Here is a 13,762-nt window from a genome sequence, read left to right on the forward strand (position 1 = left end):
GCGCCAGCACCCTCGCACCGTCAGGCTTTACCCAAAGCGCTGTCGCAAACACCCAAAATGCAGGGCAGTAACGCAGACAAAGGTGGTAAACCCACCAAGTTGGTGAAACCTGCTCCTCCCCAAGAAGATGAATGGGAGAGCTTCTAAGGGGTAAGCGCAATGCCGACATTAGGTGAAGGCAAAGAGTTTGCGTACAGCCGGGTGGATTTTGAAAAGGTCAGGGAGTTGTTGTACCACCTGACCGGCATCCGCCTGGCTGACAGCAAAGACTCCATGGTTTACAGCCGCCTGGTCAGACGGTTGCGCACCTTGAAACTGCCAGGCTTTCAACCCTATTTGCAGTATGTGGCAAACCATGAGGAAGAAATTCAGTTCTTTATCAATGCCTTGACCACCAATTTGACAGCGTTTTTCCGCGAGGCCCATCACTTCAAGATTTTGCATGATTACCTGCTAACCCATCCGGTGAAGCGTATCTGGTGTGCCGCCAGCAGCACCGGAGAGGAGCCTTATTCCATTGCCATGACCGTAGTGGAAGCACAGGGGCGCTTTGGCGGCCCCATAGAAATTATCGCTTCTGATATTGACAGTGGTGTTCTGCAAACAGCGGCGGCAGGTATTTATCCGCTTGATCGGATTAAGGACATTGATGAACAGCGGCGCAAAATGTTTTTTCAAAAAGGTACGGGCAAGCAAGCCGGTAAAGTCAGGGTAGTGCCGGAGTTGGCAAGGATGGTGCAATATCAACGCATCAACTTAATGGACGATAAATGGCCAATACATGGCCCCTTTGAAGTGATTTTCTGCCGCAATGTGATGATTTACTTCGATAAGGAAACACAACTGGAAATATTGGCCAAGATGGTCGCCCTGATGCCGGAAGGGGGATTGTATGTGGCTGGTCATTCGGAAAACTTCTCTCATGCTCCCAATTTGGTCAAGCACCTTGGCAAGACCACCTATGCACCGGTAAAGCGAGGCTGATGTGTCTGGATACGAAATAGACGACCAGAATATGGCCCCTAATCGTTACTTTGATCGCCATTTCGAACGCGATGCGGTCAAGATTCTGCCGGGTGAGTATTTTGTCACTAAAGATCCGACCATGATTGTGACAGTGCTTGGCTCCTGCGTGTCGGTGTGTTTGCGTGACCCTGTGCGCATGGTCGGTGGAATGAACCATTTCCTGTTACCCAATGAAGGCAGCAGTGAGAATGCGGTGTGGTCTGAATCGGCCCGCTATGGCGTGCATGCCATGGAGATCCTGATCAACCATATGGTCAAGCTGGGGGCCAGGCGTAATACTCTGGAAGCGAAGATATTCGGTGGGGGCAATGTATTGCGTGGACTCACCCAAAATACTGTCGGTGAGCGCAATGTGGATTTTGTGCTGCAGTATCTGAAAACTGAACAGATCCCGATTTTGGCCAGTGACCTCTTGGATCAATATCCACGTAAAGTGTATTTCTTCCCGGATACTGGCAAGGTGATGGTGCGCAAGATTAAATCCCTGCATAACAGCACCATCATGGACAGAGAAAGCGAATACCGTATGCGTCTTCGCCAGGTGCCCAAAAGTGGCGATGTGGATCTTTTTTAGGACTTGGCAATGACGATTAAAGTACTGGTAGTGGATGACTCAGCGTTAATTCGTCAATTGCTCGGTGAGATTATCCGGCAAGCGCCCGGGATGGAGTTGGTCGGGACTGCACAGGATGCTTATGTAGCCAGGGAAATGGTCAACGCCCATGCTCCGGATGTGATCACCTTGGATATTGAAATGCCCAAGGTGGATGGCTTGACCTTTTTAGACCGGCTGATGAAAGCCAGACCGACCCCAGTATTGATGATTTCCACCTTGACCGAAGCCGGGGCCGAAGCCACTTTAAGAGCGCTGGAATTAGGGGCAGTGGATTATATTGCCAAGCCCAAAATCGGTGTGGCACAGGGGATTGAAGAATACCGTAATCTTATCCTGGATAAGATCCGCACCTGTGCCAGAGCCAAGGTTAAACGTGTGGATAAGCCCGTATCGGCGCCTCCACCTTCCAATCTATCCCTGTCTACCGAGAAATTGATTGCCATCGGCGCGTCTACCGGCGGTACAGAGGCTATCAAGGAAGTATTGATCCGCTTGCCTGCCAACTCGCCTGCGGTGTTGATCACACAGCACATGCCGCCAGGATTCACCACCACCTATGCAAAGCGTTTGGATGGCCTATGCGCCATGCGTGTTGCTGAGGCTAAGGACGGAGAGCGGGTGTTGCCTGGTCACGCCTATCTGGCACCGGGTAGTTTGCATATGGTCATCGAAAAGAGTGGGGCAGACTATCGTATCAAGTTACTGGATACCGAGCGGGTAAGTGGGCATAAGCCCTCGGTGGATGTGATGTTTCAATCACTGGCAAAGGTGGCCGGCCGTAACCTGGTAGCCATGCTTTTAACCGGTATGGGCAAGGACGGGGCTGAAGGGTTAGCCGAAATTCACCGCCAGGGCGCTTTTACCCTGGCGCAGGATGAACAAAGTTGTGTGGTCTTTGGTATGCCCAAAGAGGCCATTCGCTTAGGCGCGGCCGCGGAAGTGTTACCTATCGACCGCATTGCCCCAAGGGTCATCGAGCAACTGCGCAAACTCGGTGCTGGTAGCCGTTTGTAGGTCCGTTCGTTTAGGCTAGGCAGAGAAGCGCAGCTTTTCTTTTAACTTAGCTTCCAGTGTGGCCAGCGAACTGTCTTTTTCACCAACCACTATCATGCTGGCTTGTGAAAATTCAGCCACATGACCTTGGTATTTGTCATCGGCAAAGTAAGGGTGATCACTGGCCGAGTTTTTGTTGGGCAGAATAAAGACGGTGACTTTGCCCTGTTCGGTTTCCAGCACCATATGCAGGCTTTTTACGCCATCCATAAAGCAAAAATTAGCATAACTGATTTTGCCAATCTCATCGCTAAAGTTACCACCAAAGCTGGCTAATTTGGCATTCACCTGAGCCAGGGTCACATGCTCATCGGCACTCAGTGCATCTTCATCGTGATAGATATGTGCCAAAGCATGGGCCGACATATCAATATCCCGGTTTTGCCATAGGTTAAAGGCAAGGCCCAGGCACAATACCACAGAGGCGGCCATCGCCCATTGAAAGCGGCGCTTTCGCTGCTGACGGTAATGTTGCATGGATTGGCGCAGGAGGATGCGCTCAGCCAAACCATCAGGCACTGCTACCTTGGTGGCCTGTTTTAATCTCTCATCCAGCTGTTTCATTTCTTTGCAAAACTGCTGCCTGCTTGGATCTTTTGCCGCGGCTTCCCTTAGTTTCGGATCATCCGATTGTGGGTCAGCATAAATGGCACGGCGAAATTCTAAATCATCCATTTTTACGTCCCCCGGAAAGGTCTGTTTGTTCAAGCGCTTCTTTAATCTGATTGCGGGCACGGAAAAGACGCGTCATCACCGTATTTTTGTTAAGCCCCAGTTGCTCAGCGATTTCTTCACCGCTATAGCCAAACATAACCTGCAACACCAATGGCTCTCGATATTCCTCTGCGAGATTAGCGATCAAGCCATGTAACTCACGATGTTCCAAATCATCCTGTTGATCGGGTCCTTCGTCTTTAAGCGGGTAATCGTCCATATCCACCAGATCAAACTGCTTGCGCTCGAAGCGCCGCGCATTTTCACGTCGTAAAATGGTAATTAACCAGGCTTTGGCTGCCTTTTCGTCTTTAAGCGAGTCAAGGGAGCGCCAGGCACGCAGGAAGGTCTCCTGCACCACATCTTCAGCAATAGCTTTATCGCCAATCAGCCAGTAGGCATAGCGGTAAAGATCACCGTGCAGTGCCCTGACCAGGGCTTCATAGCGTTTTTGTTTATTTTGCATGTCCGAAGAGACCGTGGCTTTGGATGTTTGCTTTCGTAAAAACATGGTTTTCCTGAAATTCCCTTGGCAAAGCCTCTTTTTCGGCCTAAAAATCATGCACCAGAATGAACAAGAGGCGCAATGCGCCTCTTTGTCGATAGTATCAGACCTTGCTTGACGCTACCCAAGCTTCGATCTTTTCCTGCAACACATCCAGCGGTACCGGACCATCTTTGAGTACCTGATCATGGAACTGGCGAATGTCAAAGGCATCGCCCAATTGTGCTTTCGCCCATTCCCGCAGCTCTATAATTTTGAGCTTGCCAATCATATAAGCTGTCGCCTGTCCCGGCATAGCAATATAACGCTCGATGGCCTTGGTCGCGTCAGCCTGTGGATTAGGGGTGTTTTCCACTAAGTAGGCGATGGCTTTCTCGCGGCTCCACTTCTTGGCATGAATACCAGTGTCTACCACCAGTCGGCAGGCACGCCATAGCTCCATAGCAAGGCGTCCAAAGTCAGAATAGGGATCCTGATAAAAGCCCATTTCCTTTGCTAATTCCTCAGTGTAAAGCCCCCATCCTTCTGTATAGGCGGTAAAAGACAGGTATTTCTGGAATTCAGGGACACCCTCAAGCTCCTGGGCAATGGCCAATTGCATATGGTGTCCCGGTATACCTTCATGGTAAGCCAATGCTTCCATCTGATAGGTCGGCATGCTGTTCATATCATACAGATTGGCGTAGTAAATACCGGGTCTGGAGCCATCTTTGGCAGGACTCTGGTAGAAGGCTTTGCCGGCCGATTTCTCACGGAAGGCTTCGACCCGTTTAACCATCATGTCTGCTTTAGGGGTAAGACCAAAATAATCAGGCAGTTTGCTGCGCATCACATCGATAAAGGCTTTGGCTTCGGCAAGGTATTTGTCCCGACCTTCTTCTGTATTGGCATAGTAGAACTGCGGGTCGGTGCGCATAAATTCGAAAAATGCCTGCAGATCGCCCTCAAAGTTTACCTTTTGCATGATGACTTTCATTTGCTCATGGATGCGACTGACATTCTCAAGGCCAATTTGATGTACCTGATCAGCATTCATATCGGTGGTGGTAAACCAAGCCAGACGGTTTTGATACCACTTATCGCCATCGGGTAAACGCCATACGCCATCACCTTCCGGGCTTAAGGTTTGCTGGTGTTTGAGCTCTTCAATCAGCGCCACATAAGCTGGCTTTACCTGCGTATTGAGCGCGGTTCTGGCCTGCTCCAACAGTTCATTCTTTTGCGCATCGGTAACCGATAATGCCGCTACTTTGGCATTAAAATCTGCCCACAGGGTTGAATCTTCGCCCTGTTCTTCGAAGGGCTTGCCGGAGATCACATTTTCGGACGCCGCAATCATTTGATCGTAAGACCATTGGGGCGGAAACACGCCTAACTGTTCACGTAGTTTTAATTGCTCTCTCAGCTGGTCAAACAGCGGCTTAACACCGTTAAGCCTGGCAATATAGGCTTGTGCTTCTGACAGGTCGCTGACCTGATGGATGTTGATCAAGAAACTGGGGACGGTGGTGTGCCAGGCGCGAAATTGATCCATGATGTAGTCATGGTGGCGGAATTTATCGTTTTCCAACTGGCGTGCAATATCGGCCAAATACAGCGTTAGGCTGAGGCGCTCCGCATCACTTAATTTGCTGGTGTCGAAAGCTTCAGCCGTGGCTTTTCGCTTTTGTAGCAAGGCCAGAGTTTCATCTTCGAAAGCGGGGGAAATGTCATCCCACTTATCTTGGTCCCATTTATATCCCAGATAGCTTTGGGTCATGGGAGAGCGCTTCAGGTCGGTCTCAAAACTCTCAGCAAAAAACGCCTTTAGCCGCTCGGATTCAGTCTGGGTTGCCGTCTGTATCTGGTCGGCGGATTGCAGAGATGGTGTTGGCGATGTATTGCTTTGTTGTTGTGCCGGTGAACAGGCGACCAACGATAACGCAATCAGTGTCATCGGAAAGCGGTAAAATAGTGGTTTCATGGGCGTTCCCCCCTTTTTTATGTTTTTATTCAAGGCGCAGCGACGCCAGTTCCGTGCCAGACACCGTTGTTATCTTATTGTGTTTGCGCCATTGCTTAAGCGCATTATGCAATCTTACCCCTGTCCAGGCTTGGCTTTCTCTGCCATACCGATGAATCATTAGCTCATCAATCGCCTGTTTTAATTCCTTGTCATCAAGTTTCTCACAAAGCTCAGGCAGTGCTGCCATGATGCCAAGTTCGTTGGCCAAAAATGGCCCTAAATGGCTAATGACTGCCGATGAATCGGACGCTGACAAGGCTTGACTCAGCATTGCCCAATGAGCGTTATCTTTTACTTCATGGTGCTGAATTTTTTTGCTTCTGTTGGTCCACCACCAGCCTAGCAGGGTCAGTAACCATAGTGCCAGCAAAAAGCTACTGCTCAGTGACCACCAGCCGTTAGTTTGGGTTGGAGAAGCCGCCGGAATATTAGCGACTGGCGCATCAGGTTGCACTTGAGGCAGTTGTGGCAGCGGTCGCTGCGTATCAGACAGGGCCGGTAAAATTTGTAAGGTCTTTTGGGCCAGCTTGGCGACCTCATTTTTTCCGGTATTAACATTAAACCAAGTCAGTTGCACTTCGGGTAAGGTGATTTCGCCCGGCTTAGAAGGAATAATAGCGATGGATTCTGTGCGCTGTGCAATCAGCCGGCCGTCTTTATCTACTGTGGCGCTATTGGCCTGGTCAGGGTAGGTTTTGACGGTATCGGGATAGCTGGCCTCAATCGGCGGTAGCAATTGGTCTACGACACCCAGTGCGGTGAGGGTCACGGTGCGGGTAATGGGTTCACCAACGCGATATTCACCGTTGGCCGGCAACCATTCTTCGTGCAGGGTAACCATTTCACTGGGTAACCAGTGGCCTTGATAATTGGCGGGTACTGGCTTGACCTCAATGTCGATGGCCGGGCCGATGCGGGTGAGTCGCTTGGTTCGGTTAAACAAACCAAAGGAAGGGCTGTTTGCATCCACGACTTCCCCTTCAAACACCGGACCCTGGATACTGAATTGACCGCTGGCCTGGGGAATAATGGCAAAGTTACGCTCAATAATGCGCATACGTCTGCCATCGATGATTTCGGTGCTTTCCACATCTTTGCCTACCTGGCGGATATCGGCGCCATCCAGGCTTGGTGTGGAAAGGCTTCCTCGTTGCAAATCCTGGGCTAAATGCAGCCGTACTTTATATTGCAGTTGCTGTTGCAAATAGATGCTGGTGGTGTTCACTTCGGTCGTGACAAACACATCGCGGGCCTGGGCACGGGTCGCACTTGAAACGGGTAGCACCATCAGCTGGATGGGCTCGCTGCGTACTCCCTGAATCTCAAAACTGGGGATTTCGTAGCGCCCAGGCTGTCTGGGGATTAGTTGTGTGGTCCAGGTGGTGGTGCGCGTCATGTCCATATTAACAATACGGGTCTGGCTACTAACGGAGGTGTGACCCACCACAAAATCTTTGAGTAACGCCGAGGTATCCAGTGCATTGCCGTCCAATGCGTCATTGGCGGTGATTTCCAGATTGATCGCCTCATCCACCATCGCTGGATTTTTGTCTACCGAGGCTCTGACCTCGGTGACCGCTGCGGAGGCGGAGAGAGTATAAAAGAACAATATCAAAAAGGCACAAAACGCCTGAAGGGAAAACCAATTCATGCTTTTACGCATTACCAATTCCTCTGCAATCGATTGGGAAGGGTTTCACGCTGACGACGTTGGTTTTCCAACTGCATTTTGCGTTTAAGGAGATATGCCGGATCGTCAGGCACCCGTCTTAGTAAATTTTCCATACGTTGCTGCTCTTCTTTTTCTTGCTCACTCATCTGGCTTTGTTGGACATATGAGCCCTTTTCCTTTGCAGATTGCTTTTCATCAGAAGGTTTAGCCTTGGCTTGCTGTGCCTCCTGCTCCTTACTCTCTTCTGATTGATCTTGTGCTTGCTGATCTTCGCCATCAGCATTGTCTTGCTGCTGCTGCTGCTGCTGCTGCTGCTGATCGCCGCCTTGTTGGTCTTGCGATGACTGCTGTTGATTGTCTTGTTTGGAAGATGAACTTTCGCTATTTTTCTGGTCTCCCTGGTCTCCCTGGTCTCCCTGGTCTCCCTGGTCTCCCTGGTCTCCCTGGTCTCCCTGGTCTCCCTGGTCTCCCTGGTCTCCCTGGTCTCCCTGGTCGTTTTTGTCCTGTTGATCCTGATTCTGCTGTTGTTGCTGCTTTTGCATTTCTTCCAGCAAGGCTTTATTGGCGGCAGCATCTGCATGCTCAGGATCTTGTTTAAGCACCTGGTTGTAGGCTTCTATGGCTTCATCCAGTTTGCCTAATTGCGCCAGGGTGTTGCCTTTGTTGTACAAGGCGTCGGTGCTGTCTAAGCCCTGAAAATCTTCGAGAGCCTGCTCATATTCGCCGTTTTTATAGTGGGCGCTGCCTTTCCACAGCGGATCATTGAATTGCTCCGCTGCCTTGGCATACTCTTGGGCACTAAATGCTTGCTGGCCTTGCTGGTCGGCATTTAGCCACAGGTCGTCCCACCAATTTGCCTGAGCTTGGGGACTGTAAAGCATCGGTGTGATTAAGCCGCAGCCTAAGAGCAGGGCCGGTAGTATGCTAAGAATGCCGCGCCTGAAGCCATAGGCGGCCAACGGCAGCAACAGCAGTAACAGGTAGGGGCCCATTTCCTGCCACTGATCACCAAAACTATCCTCTTGCTCTTGTTGTTGCTCGTTTTGCCGCTCGAGTTGCAACTGATTGGTCAGATATTGAATATCGCTGTCATCGGCTTGCATTGGTGCGAAGCGACCATCACCTTTGCGGGCCAGCAGTTTCAGCGAGCTTTCATCCAGGCGTGGGATGACGATAGAGCCGTTACCGTCCTTCATCAATTCGCCATTTTCCAATTGAATGGGGGCTCCTTCTTCGCTGCCCACACCCAGGATTGAGAGGCGGTAGCGGCTGGAGAGAATAAGATCGGAGATGACCGCTACCTGGCTGGGTTCAATACCATCGGTGATCCAATATATTTCCCCTTGAGGGTAACCGGCATTGCCTAACAGCTCTATGGCCAGACGGATCCCCGCCCCGGGTTCACTGCCAGGTACCGGCATAATTTCCGGTGAAAGACTGGGAATAAGGCTATTCAGTGTTTGTCCATCGCTACTTAAAGGACTGATCACATAGGCATCGCCAGCATAGGCAACCAGGCCGGTTTCTCCCTCACCGATAGCTTTGACTAAATCCATGGCCTTAAACCTGGCTCTGGTCAGGCGGTCAGGACTGACATCGGTAGCGCGCATGGACAACGACATGTCCATCACCACCACATTGCCCTGATGCAATTGGTAGACCGGTTGCGGTAATTTCTCCCAGGTTGGTCCTGCCAGGGCTATGACGGCGAGCAGCCACGCCAGGCACAGCAACCACAGCGGAGGACGTTTGCCCACATTGCCACTGGTCACTATCAAATGTTGATACAGGTGTCCGGCCACCAGATGGCGCCAGCCACTTTGCTGTTGCTGTAGCCTTTTAATTGAAAACCATAACAGGGCCAGCGGAATCAAGGCTAACAGCCAATAGGGTCTGAGCAGGTGAAACTGTTCCATAAAGGTCTGCATCACAGGCTCCTTTTTGACAGCACGGAGCGTAGTATCGCTGGCAGGCACATCATGCAGGAGAGCAGCAGGGCCAAAGCCAATGGATAATGGAATAAAGCCGTCAGAGGACGCATTTGTCGCGCGTCTCGCTCGATGGGTTCAAGCATATCCAGGGTCGCGTAAATAGATTCCAGTCCCTGGGTGTCTTTGGCACGAAAATACTGTCCGCCGGTTTGGCTGGCAAGCTCGGTCAACATCTTTTCATCCAGATCCCGCGAGGGGTTGACGGTACGGCTAAAGAGTAAGCCTCGCTCCTGCATCTCATCAGCGCCCACACCAATGGTATAGATGGTAACGCCATGGTGCTTGGCAAGCTCCAGGGCCTGCATAGGATCCAGATTACCAGCGGTGTTTTGGCCATCGGTTAGCAGGACCAGCACCTTGTTTGAATCCTCTTGCTCTTCAAAGCGCTTTACGGCAAGACCAATGGCATCGCCAATAGCGGTTTGTTTACCGACCAGATTGATCACCGCTTCATCCAGGAGCTGTTCAACCGTGTGTCTGTCATAGGTGAGCGGGGCTTGCTGATAGGCGGTATCGGCAAAGAGGATAAGGCCCAGGCGATCACCAATGCGTCTGGCAATAAAATCCCCCAGCACCGCTTTGATCATGGTCAGTCGGTCCACGGCGCGGCCATTGAGCACCATGTCTTCCACCGCCATGCTTCCTGACAAGTCAACGGCCAGCATCAGCTCTCTTCCCTTAGCCGGAATGTTGATGGGCTCACCCAGCCATTGTGGCCTAGCTGCCGCCAGCACCAGACACAGCCAAATCAGCAAGGGCACAAACAGCCTTGCCGAACCAGACATGACCGGGGAGGGCGTGTTACTGAGATCTTTGTCCAGTTTGGGTACCCGAAGGGCCGCCGATTCCTGTTTAGGCAATGGCGGCAAAAGTCTGAAAAGCAAAGGCAGGGGCAACAAGGTCAATGCCCAAAGCCAGGCAAATTCAAACATGCTTGGCCTCCTTCATCTTTTTTGGGGGCAGAGCCTGGTTGATCCATTGCGTTGCTAACCGTTGATAGCTTGGGAGGTCCGCTGTGCTAACCTGCTTTTGGTATAATTGTTCAAGCAAAGGGCCGAATGCCTGGCGAAAACTGTCCTGCTGTTTTGCTGGTAGTTGGCTGGCCAAAAAGTCCAGCCAGGCTTTGCCATGTAAATGGGCACTTTGCTCTCTGGGGAAATAGGTCAGTGTCAGTCGTTTCAACAGGCCATTGATGGTAGCTAGCGCATCTGTGGATTGCACATCCAGGTTTTGCAGCTCGTGCAGTGCCTGACGTATGGCGCGGCGTCTGGCTTGTCTTTTTCTCCACAGCATTATCATGGCCGTGATCAAGACAAGGGTCAGCAATGCCACTAGCCACCAGCCAGGTGCAGGGGGCCACCAGCTAACGGGTTCAGGCAGATGAATATCTTTGAGTTGCTCAAGTGGGTTCATCTTTTCCCTCCTAATTGCAGCTCCAGGGGCAGGGCGCAACTGATAGGTAGTACCTGTACCCGGCACTGCTTGAGCATATGTTCAACTTGATGGCTGTGCCTTAAATAGCGCTCCTGATAGCGCTCTTCCGTTTGCTTGTCACCCAAGAGTACCTGCGTCATCTGCGCACCATCTGTCAGTTTTACCTGCTGCGGGGCGTTAACTTTGGGCAATGCCTGCTCAAAAGGATCGCTGATAGGATGGGCAACCAGCTCACAGTGACTGCTCAGGGCCGACAGATGCTGGCGGGTAACCTCAGTGACCTTGGCAAAGTCACTGATAAGGAATATCAAACTGCCGGGGCGCGCCAGTCTTCTGAGACGTGACAGGGCATCATCCAGACTCAGGTTACTGTTGCTTTGTGCAACCGGTTTGTGCAGTTCCAGCAAACCATGCAGCAGGCTCAGTACGGCCTTTTGCCTGGTCAGTGGTTTAAATTCCAGATGCTGATCCTGATTAAAAATCAGGCCGCCGATGCGGTCGCCGCGTTGGCGAGCTGCCCAGGCAATAAGTGCTGTTAAATGGGCGGCCTGCACAGATTTGTACAGAAACTGGGTGCCAAAGTGCATACCTGCGCCAAGATCAGTGAGAATAAAGATCGGGCGCTCCTTTTCTTCACGGTAGAGTTTGGTGTGGGTTTTGCCGGTACGGGCGGTTACCCGCCAATCAATGGCGCGGATATCATCACCGGGTTGATAATGACGGACCTCATCAAATTCCATTCCCCGACCTTTGGTTTTCGCCAGGTAGGTGCCAGCCAATTTGGCCTGAATGCTGCGCCTGGGACGAAGATCCATCAAGCCTGTTTTACTCTGATAGTAAAGCAGTTCTGCGGCCGACAAATTGACACCGTCGGCCTTATGTTGCTCTAGCCAAAGCATTGCCTGTTGCTGCATGGCAGTGCTCCCTATGGCACAGGAACCAGTTCCAAAATGCGATGCAGCACCTGATTAGTGCTAACCCCTTCGGCTTCGGCGTCGTAACTGAGCAGTACCCGGTGGCGCAGCACATTATGCACCACAGCCTGAATATCATCGGGGCCGACGAAATCACGGCCGCTAAGCCATGCATGGGCACGGGCGCAACGATCCAAAGCGATGGTGGCGCGGGGGCTGGCGCCGTACTCGATCCACTTGGCCAAATCAGGATCCAAGGCACCGGGCTTACGGGTCGCCATAATAATTTGTACCAGATAGTGCTCCAAGGACTCGGCCAGATGAATACTCAGGCATGCCTGACGGGCGGCAAATATATCCTGTTGACTGATATTGGGCGCAGGCTCTGCCTTGATATCCAGCGCTTCGTTACGGTTAAGACGAAGGATAGCCAGCTCTGTCTCCGCACTGGGATAATCCAGCTCCAGATGCATCAGAAAACGGTCCAACTGCGCTTCTGGCAATGGATAAGTGCCTTCCTGCTCAATCGGGTTTTGGGTGGCCATCACCAGAAATAGCTGAGGCAAGGTGTAGGTTTTATTGCCCACGGTGATCTGGCGCTCTGCCATCGCTTCGAGCAAGGCTGATTGCACTTTGGCCGGGGCCCGGTTGATCTCGTCGGCCAGAATCAAGTTGTGGAACAGCGGACCTTGTTGAAACACGAAGCTACCGTCTTCAGGACGATAGATATCGGTACCGGTCAAATCCGCCGGCAATAAGTCAGGGGTAAACTGAATACGATGAAAATCTCCTTCTACTCCCTTGGCCAGAGCATTGACGGCTCGTGTTTTGGCCAGACCGGGAGGGCCTTCCACCAAAAGGTGTCCATCTGCCAGTAGGGCAATCAAGATGTTACGGGTCAAGCTGGATTGGCCCAGCACCTGGGAGTCGAGATAGGTTTGTAGTTTTTTGAATTGGTCGGCTGCCATGGTGATTCCGCAATAAAGTAAAAAAGAAAATAGCCGGAGCGAATCCAACAGACAGGCTGTGGGGCGAAAGGTTCATTTCAGTAGCTCATTAAGAGAGTGAGCCTTACCCCAGTACTGGCCGCCAGTCGGGCGCAGTTGCTAAAGACTCCGATATTCGCTAACCGGTTCTTCGTGTCCGGTATCCGTTATTCGGTTTTCGCTATGTTGCCATATATAGGGACAAGCTCAGAAAAAACAATGTTACAAAAAGCCATATCATTTAGTTGAGCTGACGATAAAAAAGAAAATGTTTAAAAACAATTGGTTAGGTATTTTCTGGGATTTTTTTTAAGGTGGTTGGTTATTTAGTATGCGGTTTCTAATTTACTTCCATATCATTTCAACCGTAAACCAACCACAGGAGCTACACCATGAGCAAGATTGATAACCTGAAATCAAAAGTAAATGACGCTGAAGAATTTGCCCGTAAAATTTGGCTGGCCGGCCTTGGCGCTTACGGCAAGAGCGTAGACGAAGTACAAGGTCGCTACGAGAAGCTGAACGCCGAAGCTTCCAAAGTCTTCGAAGAACTGGTTGCTAAAGGTAGCAAAATCGAAGCCGATGCGAAAGACAAGTTCAAAGAAACTACTAACGTTGAAGCCCGCGTTGCCGAAGTACGCAAGAAGCTGGGTCTGGACAAATCAGACATGGAGCAAAAGGTTGACGAGCTGTCTGCCAAGATCGACGCTCTGAGCGCCCAGGTCTCTAAGCTGGCCGACGCTAAGTAAGGCAAGCTGACAAAGCCTGACCTGGTCAGGCTTTGTTCTTTTCCAGCGCCCATGTGCAAACGCACTCGGGTCAGGCCCACAACAGGGACTTTGGAGC

General features: G+C 51.3%; 13 protein-coding genes. 4 read left to right on the forward strand and 9 right to left on the reverse strand.

Annotated features, from left to right (window positions below; translation table 11 throughout):
• Positions 1-159: 159 nt before the first annotated feature.
• Genes P2G88_RS02420 through P2G88_RS02430 form a run of 3 tightly spaced genes read left to right on the forward strand, consistent with a single transcriptional unit; the run spans position 160 to position 2,656 of the window.
• Entirely contained in the window at positions 160-984 is an 825-nt protein-coding gene (locus P2G88_RS02420) for a CheR family methyltransferase (RefSeq protein ID WP_275794038.1), read from the forward strand.
• Positions 985-1,015: 31 nt separating this feature from the next.
• The gene (gene cheD / locus P2G88_RS02425) at positions 1,016-1,600 is read left to right on the forward strand and encodes a chemoreceptor glutamine deamidase CheD (RefSeq protein WP_275794039.1); all 585 of its coding nucleotides are present in this window, start codon (positions 1,016-1,018) and stop codon (positions 1,598-1,600) included.
• A 9-nt stretch (positions 1,601-1,609) separates the two neighbouring features.
• Complete coding sequence (locus P2G88_RS02430; RefSeq protein WP_275794040.1) at positions 1,610-2,656, forward strand: chemotaxis response regulator protein-glutamate methylesterase; 1,047 nt, start codon at positions 1,610-1,612, stop codon at positions 2,654-2,656.
• A 15-nt stretch (positions 2,657-2,671) separates the two neighbouring features.
• On the opposite strand, the gene P2G88_RS02435 is transcribed toward P2G88_RS02430, so the two are convergent.
• From P2G88_RS02435 to P2G88_RS02475, 9 genes are all read right to left on the reverse strand, one after another.
• Positions 2,672-3,370 carry a DUF3379 family protein gene (locus P2G88_RS02435; RefSeq protein ID WP_275794041.1) on the reverse strand — a complete coding sequence of 233 codons (699 nt, stop codon included), beginning with the start codon at positions 3,368-3,370 and terminating at the stop codon, positions 2,672-2,674.
• Positions 3,363-3,920 carry a sigma-70 family RNA polymerase sigma factor gene (locus tag P2G88_RS02440; protein WP_275794042.1) on the reverse strand — a complete coding sequence of 186 codons (558 nt, stop codon included), beginning with the start codon at positions 3,918-3,920 and terminating at the stop codon, positions 3,363-3,365. Before P2G88_RS02440 ends, P2G88_RS02435 begins: the two co-directional genes overlap by 8 nt.
• 97 nt (positions 3,921-4,017) lie before the next feature.
• The gene (locus P2G88_RS02445; RefSeq protein WP_275794043.1) at positions 4,018-5,877 is read right to left on the reverse strand and encodes a DUF885 domain-containing protein; all 1,860 of its coding nucleotides are present in this window, start codon (positions 5,875-5,877) and stop codon (positions 4,018-4,020) included.
• A 25-nt stretch (positions 5,878-5,902) separates the two neighbouring features.
• The gene (locus P2G88_RS02450) at positions 5,903-7,582 is read right to left on the reverse strand and encodes a BatD family protein (RefSeq protein WP_275794044.1); all 1,680 of its coding nucleotides are present in this window, start codon (positions 7,580-7,582) and stop codon (positions 5,903-5,905) included.
• A complete protein-coding gene (locus P2G88_RS02455; RefSeq protein WP_275794045.1) occupies positions 7,582-9,519 on the reverse strand; it encodes a VWA domain-containing protein in 1,938 nt (645 codons plus the stop codon). Before P2G88_RS02455 ends, P2G88_RS02450 begins: the two co-directional genes overlap by 1 nt.
• Positions 9,519-10,514: a VWA domain-containing protein gene (locus P2G88_RS02460; RefSeq protein WP_275794046.1), complete on the reverse strand. Its 996-nt coding sequence runs from the start codon at positions 10,512-10,514 to the stop codon at positions 9,519-9,521. The genes P2G88_RS02455 and P2G88_RS02460 overlap by 1 nt, the downstream gene beginning before the upstream one ends.
• On the reverse strand, positions 10,507-10,995 hold the full coding sequence (locus P2G88_RS02465; protein WP_275794047.1) for a DUF4381 domain-containing protein: 489 nt from the start codon (positions 10,993-10,995) through the stop codon (positions 10,507-10,509). Before P2G88_RS02465 ends, P2G88_RS02460 begins: the two co-directional genes overlap by 8 nt.
• Positions 10,992-11,930, reverse strand: coding sequence for a DUF58 domain-containing protein (locus P2G88_RS02470; RefSeq protein ID WP_275794048.1), 939 nt, complete (start codon positions 11,928-11,930; stop codon positions 10,992-10,994). Before P2G88_RS02470 ends, P2G88_RS02465 begins: the two co-directional genes overlap by 4 nt.
• An 11-nt stretch (positions 11,931-11,941) precedes the next feature.
• Positions 11,942-12,898: a MoxR family ATPase gene (locus P2G88_RS02475; RefSeq protein WP_275794049.1), complete on the reverse strand. Its 957-nt coding sequence runs from the start codon at positions 12,896-12,898 to the stop codon at positions 11,942-11,944.
• A 410-nt stretch (positions 12,899-13,308) separates the two neighbouring features.
• Here P2G88_RS02475 and P2G88_RS02480 point away from each other — a divergent pair, with 410 nt between their 5' ends.
• Positions 13,309-13,665 carry a phasin family protein gene (locus P2G88_RS02480; RefSeq protein WP_275794050.1) on the forward strand — a complete coding sequence of 119 codons (357 nt, stop codon included), beginning with the start codon at positions 13,309-13,311 and terminating at the stop codon, positions 13,663-13,665.
• Positions 13,666-13,762: the final 97 nt, after the last annotated feature.

The sequence above is a fragment of the Aliiglaciecola sp. CAU 1673 genome (genome assembly GCF_029223185.1).
GTDB lineage: Bacteria > Pseudomonadota > Gammaproteobacteria > Enterobacterales > Alteromonadaceae > Bowmanella.